A 12,804-nucleotide genomic window follows, 5' to 3' on the forward strand; every position below is an offset into this window, starting at 1 on the left:
TTTCTAAAAATTTATAGTAGCTACATTATACAATTTTTTAACTCAAAAGAAAAGTCTGAATTTTATTTAATTTTAAAAATATTTTGACAACAAAAAAATCCCCACCAAAATTGGTAGGGATATGAGGCATTCAAAAATGAATGTGGCAAAAAGGTTCACACAGATTGCCAAAGTCCGCTCCTGCGTTTCTAGTCGAACTAGAATGACCTCCTCCTGCGCAAATAAACTCTCAAATCGAGTTAATTCGGCTCATCGCATGTTCTTAGTATACCACAGAAGGCAAGATTTGCAAATACTTTGCTTCTACATCAATGGTGCGATGGTTTTGACCAGCAATCCAATGATTTTTTCATGAGGTGGTCGGCTATCAAGCGTCTCTTGAGTGACGCGTTTACTTTTTCGCATGGTTTGAATGCAGTCATCGTAAATATCACGAATGGCATCCACTTTGTACATGTATGTCGCACATTCAAAATGATGATACAAACTACGATAATCTAGGTTAATTGTTCCGACTACTGCTTTACTGTCGTCACTGATAAAGACTTTAGCGTGGACAAATCCTGGTGTGTAGAGATAGATTTTAACCCCTGAGCGCATAAGTTTGCTAAAGTAAGTTTTTGCCAGCATATATGGGACTTTTTTATCTGGAATACCAGGCATGATAATTCGCACATCTACGCCACGTTCTGCCGCAAAACAAAGCGCATGCTCCATTTCGCTATCAAGAATGAGATAAGGTGTCATGATGTAGACATATTCTCTGGCGTGGTTAAGAATATCAATATAGACATTCTCACCAATCTTATCAGTATCAAGTGGCGAATCCCCATATGGAATGACATAACCATTTGCTTTTCGTTTTTTATCGTGCTTAGCAAGGTATGGTTTGACAACCATTTGTCTTTCAGTGATTGACCACATTTGTAAGAACAGTACCAAGAAACTATCAACTGCTTCTCCCTCAAGCATCAGAGCTGTGTCCTTCCAGTGACCAAAACGATTGATTTTATTGATGTATTCGTCAGCAAGGTTAACACCGCCAGTGAATCCGACTTTACCATCAATTACAATAATTTTGCGGTGGTCACGGTAATTGTAATAAGTTGAGATAAACGGTGAAATCGGTGAAAAAGCTTTTGCTTTGATACCAATTTTCTCTAAGCGTTGTGTGTAGTCAAAAGATAAGGTTGAAAATTCAATCATGCCATCGTAAAGGACTCGAACTTCCACCCCTTCTCTGACTTTTTGCTCTAGAATTCGTAGAATTTCACCCCACATCTTACCTTCAGCAATGATGAAAAACTCCATGAAAATATATTCTTCAGCCTTAAGCAATTGTTTCTTAAGTTCTTCGAAAAACTCTTCTCCCGTTGGGAAATAAGTCACTTCGGTATTTTGATAAGCTGGAAAGTCACCGCGACTACGGTCAAAATACTGAACCAAGTGATAAGTCGTCGACGTGTTGCTTTTCAAAACTCTCAACGTTTCCAAATTATCTTGCAAATATTGGCTGCTAGCATCAACCAAATGGTTCATTCGAAGTTTGAGACCACGATAGCCCCAATCAAGCTTGGTATAAATGAGAAAAAGCGACCCCAACAAAGGTGCAATCATTACCAGAATTAGCCAAGTCACACGTGATAGAGCGTCCATTTCACTGTTTACAAGATATAATACAGTTGCAATGGCAAGAGCGCGTTCAATCATAGCGACCCAAATGCGATAATGATCCAGCCAAGCAAATGATGCAATGATGAACAAAAGTTGCAAGATTAATAGGATAGAAATGACGGTTGTTCGACTAAAAATTCCTCGAAGAAAACTGCGTCGGCTTTTATCTAATAAGCGTAATGCTTTAATTTTATTAGTACTTTTATTGTCGATAATCATAACCTCCACATAACTTTTTTCTTCACTTGCTACTATTATAACATACTTTGCCTGCCGCTTTTTTCTGGAAAAATAGAAAAAGCCGGCAAAAGCCGACCTTTTAGTGGTAAGTTTATTAGAATAATCCGATAGCTGTTCCATCTTCTGCAACGTCCATGTTAAGCGCTGCTGGTTTTTTAGGAAGTCCTGGCATTGTCATCACATCACCTGTCAAAGCAACGATGAATCCAGCACCAGTTTTTGGAACAAATTCACGAATTGTAATATCAAAGTCTTCTGGTGCTCCAAGAAGTGTTGGATTGTCAGAGAAGCTATATTGTGTTTTAGCCATACATACTGGTAATTTGTCCCAACCAAATTGAGCAAATTGTTTCAATTGGTTTTTAGCTTTTTTACCGAAGATAACTTTGTTACCACCGTAGATTTCAGTAACGATTTTAGTGACTTTTTCTTCAAGTGAATCGTCATCAGAGTAAAGACGTTTGTAGTTGGCATTTCCATTTTCAACGGCATTAACAACGGCTTTAGCAAGGTCAACCCCACCGTCAGCACCATTTGCCCAAACGCTTGCAAGTTCAACTGGTACATCGATTTCAGCACAAAGTTCTTTAAGGGCAGCGATTTCTGCTTCTGTGTCAGCTACAAATTCATTGATGGCAACAACGGCTGGTACGCCAAATTTACGGACGTTTTCAACGTGACGTTTAAGGTTAGCAAATCCAGCACGAACAGCTTCAACATTTTCTTCACCAAGATCAGTCTTAGCTACGCCACCATGCATTTTAAGGGCACGAATTGTAGCAACGATAACCACAGCATCTGGTGTTGTTGGAAGATTTGGTGTTTTAATATCAAGGAATTTTTCAGCACCAAGGTCAGCACCAAAACCAGCTTCTGTAATTGTGTAATCAGCTAAGTGAAGAGCTGTTGTTGTTGCAAGAACAGAGTTACAACCGTGTGCGATATTGGCAAATGGTCCACCGTGAACGAAGGCTGGTGTTCCATAGATAGTTTGAACAAGGTTTGGTTTGATAGCGTCTTTAAGGATAAGTGTCAAGGCACCTTCTACTTTAAGGTCACGCACGTAAACTGGTGTACGGTCGTAACGGTAAGCAACTACGATATTTGCCAAACGTTCTTTCAAGTCTTTAATATCTGTAGCCAAGCACAAGATAGCCATGATTTCTGAAGCAACTGTGATATCAAAACCATCTTCACGAGGAATACCATTAACTGGGCTACCAAGACCAACAGTGACATGACGAAGAGCGCGGTCATTAAGATCGACAACGCGTTTCCAAATGATACGACGTTGGTCAATACCTAATTCGTTTCCTTGGTGCATGTGGTTATCGATAATTGCTGAAAGGGCATTGTTTGCTGTTGTGATAGCATGCATATCACCTGTAAAGTGAAGGTTGATATCTTCCATAGGAAGGACTTGGGCGTAACCACCACCTGCGGCACCACCTTTAATCCCCATAACAGGACCAAGTGATGGTTCACGAAGAGCAAGCATTGTTTTTTTGCCGATTTTATTCAACGCATCAGCAAGACCGATAGACATTGTTGATTTACCTTCACCAGCAGGTGTTGGGTTGATGGCTGTGACAAGGACAAGTTTACCAGGTTTGTTTTCTTGAACAGATTTGATTTTATCAAAAGATAATTTTGCTTTGTATTTACCATAAAGTTCAATATCATCAAATGTGATACCAACTTTTTCAACAACTTCTGTAATTGGTTTAAGCTCAACGCTTTGTGCAATTTCGATATCTGATTTCACGGGGACTCTCCTCTGATATTTTTTGATTGATAAAAACATTATAACACACTTTTTCAAAAACGCACGATATTTATTAAAATAATTATTATTGTTCGTGTTTTGGTGCTGTGAAACAACTTTTTTTATCAATAGTTATAGTTATTCGTTATAACAAAGAACGTTTTTAAATTCCTTGAAATAACAGAATTCATTAGTCATTGTTCGTTTTGAAAAGCTTTGAAATCAATTGTTTCATTCTTCAAACTTCCCAGGAGAGAAGGTTGTTATTGTTCGTTTTTAGGTAAATATTTGTGAAAAATAGGCACTTTCTAAATTAAAAGTGTGTCAAACAATTTACGAAAAAAATGTTTTTGTGTAAAATAAGGCTATGAAAATTTTAATAACATCCGGTGGAACAACCGAGAAGATAGATTCTGTGCGTGGCATTACTAACCATGCTACAGGAACTTTAGGAAAATACATTGCAGAAACATTTTTAGAAAAAGGGTATCAGGTAACTTTGGTTACAACTAAAGAAGCTGTTAAACCAAAGGATCACCCTCTTTTAACTGTTCAGTTGATTACAAATGTTGACAGTTTGTTAAGTACGCTTGAGCCTCTCGTCAAAACGCATGATGTCTTTATTCATAGCATGGCGGTGTCTGATTATACGCCTGTTTATATGACAGATCTTAATGAAGTTGAACAGGCTGAACACGTTTCGGATTTGCTAAATCGTCAAAATACAGAATCTAAGATTTCTTCTAAAGAAGACTACCAAGTGCTTTTTATGAAAAAAACACCAAAAGTGATTTCTTTAGTGAAAACTTGGAATCCTGATATTTGCTTAATTGGCTTTAAATTGCTGGTTAATGTTAGCAAAGAAGAGCTTTTTGCTGTTGCGCGTGAGAGTTTACAAAAAAATAAAGCACGCTATATTCTTGCCAATGATTTAACTGAGATTAAGGGAGATAAGCACCATGCTTATTTGCTAGATGAATCTCATGTCTATGAAGCGGACACTAAAAAAGCTATTGCAAACTTGATTTTTGAAAGGGTGACAAATCATGTCTAAATGTATTTTATTAGCTGTTTCTGGTAGTATCTCTGCCTACAAAGCAGCTGATTTAACTAATCAATTAACAAAACTTGGCTATGATGTTCATGTTTTAATGACCAAGGCAGCTACTGATTTTATCACGCCACTGACGCTTCAGGTCTTGTCAAAAAATACTGTTCATCTTGATGTTATGACCGAAGAGGATCCTAAGAGCGTTAATCATATCGAATTAGCTAAAAAAGCTGATTTATTTATCCTTGCCCCTGCTTCTGCTAATACTTTAGCAAAATTAGCACACGGTTTAGCTGATAATATGGTTACAGCTACTGCTCTTGCTTTGCCAGCTGAAACACCTAAATTAATTGCGCCAGCCATGAACACAAAAATGTATGATAATCCCTTAACTCAGCGTAATTTATCGATCTTAAAAGAGGTTGGATATGAGGAAATTGAGCCACGCTCAAGCCTTTTAGCTTGTGGAGATCTTGGTCGCGGTGCGCTGGCTGAACTTGACACAATTATCGAGCGTATCGAAAAACGTCTATAATTTTTACCCTTGTCAAGACACCTGTAAATTTGTATAATGTATTGGGCTTTCAAAAGAAAAGCCAAAAAAGTCATCTCTTAGGAGGAGTTATGAAAAACAGTAAAGCAGCAAGTAATATTGCTACAGTTGCAATTTTCTTTGCTATCATGCTTGTTATTAATTTCTTAACAAGCCTTGTCTTTAACCTTTGGCCTGTGCCAATCAAGCCGACACTTATTCACGTTCCTGTAATCATCGCATCTATTGTTTACGGACCACGAATCGGTGCTACGCTTGGTGCTTTAATGGGAGTTATCAGTGTAACAGTAAATACTTTGACTCTTCTACCAACAAGTTACCTCTTCTCTCCATTTGTTGAAAATGGTAATCTTTCTTCATTAATTGTTGCCATGGTACCTCGTATTTTGATTGGTATCACACCATACTTTGTTTACAAATGGATTCATAATAGATTTGGTATCATTGTCGCTGGTGCTATTGGTTCTATGACAAATACAATCTTTGTTTTGGGTGGTATTTTCTTCCTCTTTGCAAATGTGTATAGTGGAGATATCAAAGCACTACTTGCGGTTGTCTTTGGTACAAATGCGATTGCGGAGATGATTATTTCAGCTATTTTAACGCTTGCAATTGTTCCAAAATTACAGAAAATCAGAGCATAAATAATGAAAATCACGGGAAAACCGTGGTTTTTTTAGTCACATGAAGTTAAAAAATTGGTTAATTTTTACCTTACACAAACGTTTGCGTAACTAAACAAAAGCACTCAAAAAGCTTGATTTAACAATATTTTCACTTATATTAAATTTTTACTAGAAATAATTTTCGCAAAGTGGTATAATGAAAGCGTTTATAAGAACATATAAAGGAGTTCCATTAATGACTTACACTGAAAACTATCAAAAATGGCTCGATTTTGCGGGGCTTCCCGATTATCTCCGTGAAGAATTGTTAGCCATGGACGAAAAGACAAAAGAAGATGCTTTCTACACAAACCTTGAGTTTGGTACAGCAGGTATGCGTGGTGTTATCGGCGCTGGTACTAACCGTATCAACGTTTACGTTGTTCGCCAAGCTACTGAAGGTCTTGCAAAACTTATCGAAACAAAAGGTGAAGATGTTAAAAAACGTGGTGTTGCTATCGCCTACGACTCACGTCACTTCTCACCTGAATTTGCTTTCGAATCTGCTCAAGTTTTAGCAAAACATGGCATTAAAGCATATGTTTTCGAATCACTTCGCCCAACTCCAGAATTGTCATTTGCTGTTCGTCACCTTGGTACTTTTGCTGGTATCATGGTTACTGCAAGTCACAACCCTGCTCCATTTAATGGTTACAAAGTTTATGGTGAAGATGGTGGACAAATGCCACCTGCTGATGCTGATGCTTTGACTGACTTCATTCGTGCTATCGATGATCCATTTGCCATCGAATTAGCTGATCTTGAAGAAAGCAAAGCTTCTGGTCTTATTGAGGTTATCGGTGAAAATGTCGATGCTGAATACCTTAAAGAAGTTAAAGACGTTAACATCAACCAAAAATTGATTGATGAATACGGTAAAGACATGAAGATTGTCTACACTCCACTTCACGGTACTGGTGAAATGCTTGCTCGTCGTGCTCTTGCACAAGCTGGTTTTGAATCTGTACAAGTTGTTGAAGCACAAGCTGTTCCAGATCCAGACTTCTCAACTGTAAAATCTCCAAACCCAGAAAACCAAGAAGCATTTGCACTTGCTGAAGAACTTGGTCGTAAAGTTGATGCTGACGTTCTTGTTGCTACTGACCCAGATGCTGACCGTCTTGGTGTTGAAATCCGTCAAGCTGATGGTTCATACCGTAACCTTTCAGGTAACCAAATCGGTGCTATCATCGCTAAATACATTCTTGAAGCACACAAAACAGCTGGAACTCTTCCAGAAAATGCTGCTTTGGCAAAATCAATCGTATCAACTGAATTGGTAACTAAAATTGCTGAAAGCTACGGCGCTAAAATGTTTAACGTCTTGACTGGTTTCAAATTCATCGCAGAAAAAATCCAAGAATTCGAAGAAAAACACAACCACACTTATATGTTTGGTTTCGAGGAAAGCTTCGGTTACCTTATCAAACCATTCGTACGTGATAAAGATGCCGTTCAAGCTGTTCTTATTGTAGCTGAAATTGCTGCTTACTACCGCTCACGTGGTTTAACACTTGCTGATGGTATCGAAGAAATCTACAAAGAATACGGATACTTCGCAGAAAAAACTATCTCAGTAACTCTTAGCGGTGTTGACGGTGCTGCAGAAATCAAGAAAATCATGGATAAATTCCGTGACAACGCTCCTGCTCAGTTCAACTCAACTGATATTGTTAAAACTGAAGACTTCTTGGCTCAAACTGCTACAAGCGCAAATGGCGTTGAAAAATTGACAACTCCACCAAGCAACGTATTAAAATATGTTCTTGCTGATGATTCTTGGATTGCTGTTCGCCCTTCAGGTACAGAACCAAAAATCAAATTCTACATCGCAACAGTTGGTTCTGACTTAGCTGATGCTGAAGCTAAAATTGCTAACATCGAAAAAGAAATTAACGCATTTGTTAAATAATTTTAGTTAGATATCTTAAAACTCCTTCTATTTTAGAAGGAGTTTTTTTTTACGCATTAGATTAGATCTTTTAATATTAAAAAGGCAATCACCAATCAGTTTACATAAATATATTTACATACATTAAAACAACACCCAAGGGAGAAAAGGTGTTGTTTCTTTTTTGTTTTTAGGGAGTGTTCATTTCATGAAATAACTTAAATATTACCAGTTAGCCAAGCAACGATAAAGAACAAAGCAAAACCAAAGAGGTAAATAAGACCGATGATTGATAGAACTTTCAACCAAGGTTTGATTTGGTGATCTTTGTTATTAACCAAAGAATAATTAAGGTAACCAAAGAATGGTGTTGTTATAAATGATGCAATCATGGCAAAGCGAAGCATTGTTGCCACGTTACCAGCAAAAAGGTAAACAATCACAAGACCGACTGCTGCTGTCACAGTCATCCAAGCATAAAGAGCTTTTTGAGATGATTCTTTCTTACCAAGTAATAATCGAAGGGATTCGTTGTTAGCACGAGAATACCCATCAATAACTGTGATAACTGTACCGAAGATACATAGGAAGGCAATTAGGGTAATCAAGAAGCGAGCCCATTCACCAAGTACTTCAGCGTACATGTTAACGAATTGAGCAATGTAGGCTGCTGATGCACTTTGTACTTCTTCACCTGAACCAAACTGGATTAAGGCACCAAGAGCACAGAAGATAAGAGCTAAAATAGCGGTTCCGACATATCCTGTGTTGAAATCAAAGACAGCGTCATCTTCTGACATGTTAACGGTTTTACGTTTTTCGACAGACCACATTGAGTTGATGGCTGAGATTTCAATTGGGCAAGGCATCCATCCCATCAAAGAAACGATAAATGGTAAAGCTGCCATGCGCCATGGTGTCGGTGCTTCAAAGTTTGGAGCGTATTCACGGTGTTTGAATAATGCAACAACAACCGCTAAAACAGTGGCTAACGTCAAAGCTGTCATTACCCATTTCGCAAGCGAATCAAGGAAACGATAACCACCGATAAGTAACATTGCCCAAATAATCACAATGATAATTGTTGTCAATTGTGAAATACTTAATCCAAAGCCATTTGGGAAGACATTGTATAAAATTGCTGCGCAAAGAATCCCAACACCAGCAGTATTAACAATTGCTGAGAAGACATTTAAAACGAAGAAAACAGCAAGCCAACCTTTACCCTTTTCAGCATATCCTTCAATCAAGCTTTTATTATTTTCCATTGTATATTGGGAACCAAAACGGAAAAATGGATACTTGAAAATGTTAATCAAAATGATTAGCAAAGCCAATTGCCATCCGTAGATAGCTCCTGCTTGTGTAGAAGAAACGATATGTGAGCCGCCAACGGCAGCTGATGCCATTAGAATACCAGGGCCAAGTGCTTTTAGTTTGGTGCGCCAGGTCGACTGTTGTTCTGTGCTTTCAGTCATAAACCAGACCTCTTTCTAAATAAACTTTCAATTTTCAGATAATTCTGAAATATGCAAAACTAATTTTACAACTCAAACTAAAGAAAGTCAACCTTTTTACGTAAATTTTCTGAAAAAACTGAAAAATATATTTTAACTATCAAAAAAAACCGAGACATAACTCTCGGTACTAATGATTTTTGGTGTTTTTATAAACTTAATCCCTAAAATACTTGATATATCCTGCAGCTACTTTTATCAAGATGAAAATTGCTACTAATAATTCTATGACAAAAAGGTATTGTAAGACTTCAAAATACTTTGCAGCCCCCTTTAAAGCTACTGCTGTAACGATTAAGGGAAAAGTTAAGGCTGAAAATCCTGGATTGAAATCCTTCTTCATGATTTTTGGAAGAAAAGAAATCACTAAAATATATAAAAACTGCGATAGAATCAACAATCCAAGCAATAATGGACGATATATTGTTTCAAAAGCATTTAAATATGCAAGGATTACTAGTGCTGGGGCACAAAGTGTCGCAAGGTTAGCTTTAACTTCATCTGGGATACCGTGTTTCCAGAGCCTTAAAAAGACTGTTGGTAAAAGGGCTGTTAGGGCAATTAAGAGATAAACAAAAACGATTTTACCAAGCTGGGCATATCCGGTCCATGGAACCGTAAGACTAGAAACCCCGATTCCGATGTAAAGAACGGCCCAAGATGGATAGACATTGCTTAGGTTAAAAGACCAAAGAAATCGTTTTGAAAAAATGATGATATAAGCAATTAAAGCTACAAAGGATAGCCACCATATCGTTCGAAAAATAATCTCAGTAATTCCGTCCCAGTCTGGAAAGTCATCTAGATAGACAATCATTAGCATTCCCTGCATTAGGAGTGTCGGAAAAATCGAAGCTGTCAAAGGATCTTTAAGAACGACTCTATAGTTTTTAAAAGAATTCACGAAAGCTGTCAATAATAGTAAATATAAACCAAAAGCTATCCCTCCTAATGCATAGCGCAAAGTGATTGAATACTCTCCCAAGGTATTTCCCAGTGAAAAAAAGCTTAAGCCTAAACCACCAATTGCTAGAGGAGGTTCTTTTAACTTTCTCATCTATTCTCCTTATAATATTTTTTATGATAACGAAAATACCCCATGTCAATCCATGAGGTATTGTTATTGTAACATAAATAAGTTGAAGTCAAAAGTTCCTCAAAACCAAATCTTTTTAGAATAAGTTTTTAAAGAAGTTGACAATAGCTTGCCAGATGTTTGCTAAGAAACCTTTTCCAGATTCTAAAGCACTTGATGAATCAAAATTCAAGTTAATGCCTTTGAAAGTTGAGCCAGCATTTGAAACGATGCTATTTTTCAAAGATGCCAAAGCTGATTTGAAGCTACTGCTATCAATGATGCTTGATTTTGAAAGATTGAAAGCAAAGTTTACAATCATGTTGATTTGATTATTTGATAGAACATCTTTCAATTTATAGTTTTCAAGTGTTTCATCAACGATTTTACGAACATCATCTTTTGTCACGTTAGACCCGGCATCTGCTACTGCTGATTTGATATCAGCTAAAGCAACGTTCAATTTGTCAGCGTCATAACCATCTGTACCTTGATTTTCAGCGTTAATAGTAGACAAGGTATTCAATTCTTCTTGTGCTAATTGCTTACTTTCATCAGAAACTTTAGCACCATTTTCTTCAAGTGAATAATAAATTCCCGCCAAAGCCGATTCACCTGTTACAGGGATTGGTGAGGCTACAGTGATTGCGGCGTGTTCGATACCAAGTGTTACTGCAGCGTTGCGGTACATATCCGACGTTACTTTTGTGATATTTTCAGGAGTGACAATATTAACCGTTAATGTCTCTGAAGAGCCCAATTTTTGAATTTTAACTGATGAATATAATTGTAAACTTGGATCATCAGCAACATCCATAATCTTAGCATAAGCACTTGTTGTAATCGTTTTGATGCTTGTGTCTTTTGAACTATCATAACCAAGCAATGACAAGGTTTGATTGCGTTGGTCATCCGATAAAGAATAACCAAGCACATAATCTGGTTGCACATATGTTTCATCAATGACATTTTGAACTGAGTTACTTGCTGCTTGAACGTGACTAACTGTAAGAGTTGAGAATAATGCTAGCGCACAAGCCATGAGTGTCTTTTTAAATTTCATCTTAACTAATTCCTTTCACTTAGGTATTTAATTATAGCACTTCTTGTTTAAAGCGTCTGAAAAAAACTGTTATTTACTCACATTCTACTCGTGTAGTTCTAGGGGAAGACCATCTGGGTCAAAGAAGAACGTCATTTTCTTGCCAGTATAGTCATCGTGACGGATAGGTTGCACGTAAATTCCCATATCTTCGAGCTCAGCCTTATAGACTTCAATATTTTCAACGTAAAAAGCTAAATGACGAAGACCGCAAGCTTCCATATGGTACTCTGGTTGCCCAACACGTTTTGGTGGTGCAACATAAGCTGGATCTGATGTCTTATTCCCGAAAATTTCAAGTTCGATAGAACCACATTTCAAATCAAGCTTGTAATCGTGACGTTCTGGACGATGGTTTTCGCGAATGATTTCAAAACCAAGTTTGTTAACGTAAAAGTCACGTGATTTGTCATAATCAGAGACGATAAGTGCCACGTGATGAACTGCGTTTAATTTCATAAAAATCTCCTTGTTAATGTATGTTTAGAAAAAGCCGAGAATAAAACTTACTCTCAGCTTTTTTTCTTTAAAAGGTCATTTGATTGTAAGAGTAATCAAAGGCTTTGTGAATGTCATTTGAAGCTTGGTCATAAGCGACGGATGATTCTAAGCTACCTCTGACAACAATTCGCTCAGTTGCTTGCTGATCAGTACAAGTCACTAGAGTGACCAAAGCTTGGTCAGGAACGTCATTTAAAACATCCGAACGATCAGGTGTCACTAAAAATTTTTCAGTGATAACGTAGGTGTAAATCGTTGATTTATCGGTAAGGTAGATCTTCATTCCTGCCTTAGCATTCTCTAAAGGTGAAAACAACATCTTAGATGAACCAGAAATGCCAAAGACGTGATGGCTAGCAAGGGCGTAATTATTCTGTCCACCCATTACTTGATCTTCTTTCATCGTTCCAGCACCGTAGGATAATTCAGTGTTTCCAAGGCCCTTAAAGATTGGTAAGTTAATACCAAGATCTGGTATAGCAATACCACCAATCACAGGAAGGTCAAGATTAGTCGATTGAGCTTTTAAGACCGATTCGACTGTTACTGGTTCAACAGCTGAAAAATCATAAGTCACTTTAGCAGCTTGATTGTCTTTGATTTTCTTTTTAGAAACCTTGTTAATTTGATAATGATTTGACTGATGTCCAATCAAAAAATTACAAATGGATTTATTAAAAATCAAGGCAAGTCCTAAAAGCAATAGAACTAAACAAAGTGTAATCCTAAGGAAAGTCAAAAAACGATGTGTTTTCTTCTTTTTCATTATT

At 37.3% G+C, this 12,804-nt stretch carries 11 protein-coding genes; 4 read left to right on the forward strand and 7 right to left on the reverse strand.

Annotated features, from left to right (window positions below; translation table 11 throughout):
* Positions 1-303: 303 nt before the first annotated feature.
* Together cls and BLR83_RS02705 are read right to left on the reverse strand one after the other, a co-directional pair.
* Positions 304-1,893: a cardiolipin synthase gene (cls, locus tag BLR83_RS02700; protein WP_074560169.1), complete on the reverse strand. Its 1,590-nt coding sequence runs from the start codon at positions 1,891-1,893 to the stop codon at positions 304-306.
* A 115-nt stretch (positions 1,894-2,008) separates the two neighbouring features.
* Positions 2,009-3,679, reverse strand: coding sequence for a formate--tetrahydrofolate ligase (locus tag BLR83_RS02705; RefSeq protein ID WP_074560171.1), 1,671 nt, complete (start codon positions 3,677-3,679; stop codon positions 2,009-2,011).
* A 367-nt stretch (positions 3,680-4,046) separates the two neighbouring features.
* Here BLR83_RS02705 and BLR83_RS02710 point away from each other — a divergent pair, with 367 nt between their 5' ends.
* The 4 genes from BLR83_RS02710 (at position 4,047) to BLR83_RS02725 (ending at position 7,860) form a co-directional block, all read left to right on the forward strand.
* Entirely contained in the window at positions 4,047-4,733 is a 687-nt protein-coding gene (locus tag BLR83_RS02710; RefSeq protein ID WP_074560172.1) for a phosphopantothenate--cysteine ligase, read from the forward strand.
* On the forward strand, positions 4,726-5,265 hold the full coding sequence (gene coaC, locus BLR83_RS02715) for a phosphopantothenoylcysteine decarboxylase (protein ID WP_074560174.1): 540 nt from the start codon (positions 4,726-4,728) through the stop codon (positions 5,263-5,265). The genes BLR83_RS02710 and coaC overlap by 8 nt, the downstream gene beginning before the upstream one ends.
* Before the next feature lie 89 nt (positions 5,266-5,354).
* Positions 5,355-5,927, forward strand: a complete 573-nt coding sequence (locus BLR83_RS02720) for an ECF transporter S component (RefSeq protein ID WP_074560176.1) — start codon at positions 5,355-5,357, stop codon at positions 5,925-5,927.
* A 217-nt stretch (positions 5,928-6,144) separates the two neighbouring features.
* Positions 6,145-7,860 carry a phospho-sugar mutase gene (locus BLR83_RS02725; RefSeq protein WP_074560178.1) on the forward strand — a complete coding sequence of 572 codons (1,716 nt, stop codon included), beginning with the start codon at positions 6,145-6,147 and terminating at the stop codon, positions 7,858-7,860.
* A gap of 197 nt (positions 7,861-8,057) precedes the next feature.
* Here the strand turns inward: BLR83_RS02725 and BLR83_RS02730 are convergent, their stop codons facing one another.
* From BLR83_RS02730 to BLR83_RS02750, 5 genes are all read right to left on the reverse strand, one after another.
* Complete coding sequence (locus BLR83_RS02730) at positions 8,058-9,317, reverse strand: NRAMP family divalent metal transporter (RefSeq protein ID WP_074560180.1); 1,260 nt, start codon at positions 9,315-9,317, stop codon at positions 8,058-8,060.
* A gap of 196 nt (positions 9,318-9,513) precedes the next feature.
* Positions 9,514-10,413, reverse strand: coding sequence for a TDT family transporter (locus BLR83_RS02735; RefSeq protein ID WP_074560182.1), 900 nt, complete (start codon positions 10,411-10,413; stop codon positions 9,514-9,516).
* Between the two features lie 115 nt (positions 10,414-10,528).
* Complete coding sequence (locus tag BLR83_RS02740; RefSeq protein ID WP_074560184.1) at positions 10,529-11,494, reverse strand: DUF1002 domain-containing protein; 966 nt, start codon at positions 11,492-11,494, stop codon at positions 10,529-10,531.
* Positions 11,495-11,578: 84 nt separating this feature from the next.
* Complete coding sequence (locus tag BLR83_RS02745; protein ID WP_074560186.1) at positions 11,579-11,992, reverse strand: SMU1112c/YaeR family gloxylase I-like metalloprotein; 414 nt, start codon at positions 11,990-11,992, stop codon at positions 11,579-11,581.
* A 67-nt stretch (positions 11,993-12,059) separates the two neighbouring features.
* Positions 12,060-12,803 carry a class A sortase gene (locus BLR83_RS02750; RefSeq protein WP_234787208.1) on the reverse strand — a complete coding sequence of 248 codons (744 nt, stop codon included), beginning with the start codon at positions 12,801-12,803 and terminating at the stop codon, positions 12,060-12,062.
* Position 12,804 lies beyond the last annotated feature (1 nt).

Origin of the sequence: Streptococcus equinus (assembly GCF_900101445.1) — a bacterium.
In the GTDB taxonomy this organism is placed as follows: Bacteria; Bacillota; Bacilli; order Lactobacillales; family Streptococcaceae; genus Streptococcus; species Streptococcus equinus_B.

What these genes read in the sequence shown, in the direction of transcription:
- BLR83_RS02725 (WP_074560178.1), top strand. Translation starts at nt 6,145, where the DNA reads ATGACTTACACTGAAAACTATCAAAAATGGCTCGATTTTGCGGGGCTT.
- BLR83_RS02710 (WP_074560172.1), top strand. Translation starts at nt 4,047, where the DNA reads ATGAAAATTTTAATAACATCCGGTGGAACAACCGAGAAGATAGATTCT.
- coaC (WP_074560174.1), top strand. Translation starts at nt 4,726, where the DNA reads ATGTCTAAATGTATTTTATTAGCTGTTTCTGGTAGTATCTCTGCCTAC.
- BLR83_RS02735 (WP_074560182.1), bottom strand. Translation starts at nt 10,413, where the DNA reads ATGAGAAAGTTAAAAGAACCTCCTCTAGCAATTGGTGGTTTAGGCTTA.
- BLR83_RS02740 (WP_074560184.1), bottom strand. Translation starts at nt 11,494, where the DNA reads ATGAAATTTAAAAAGACACTCATGGCTTGTGCGCTAGCATTATTCTCA.
- BLR83_RS02720 (WP_074560176.1), top strand. Translation starts at nt 5,355, where the DNA reads ATGAAAAACAGTAAAGCAGCAAGTAATATTGCTACAGTTGCAATTTTC.
- BLR83_RS02745 (WP_074560186.1), bottom strand. Translation starts at nt 11,992, where the DNA reads ATGAAATTAAACGCAGTTCATCACGTGGCACTTATCGTCTCTGATTAT.
- BLR83_RS02730 (WP_074560180.1), bottom strand. Translation starts at nt 9,317, where the DNA reads ATGACTGAAAGCACAGAACAACAGTCGACCTGGCGCACCAAACTAAAA.
- cls (WP_074560169.1), bottom strand. Translation starts at nt 1,893, where the DNA reads ATGATTATCGACAATAAAAGTACTAATAAAATTAAAGCATTACGCTTA.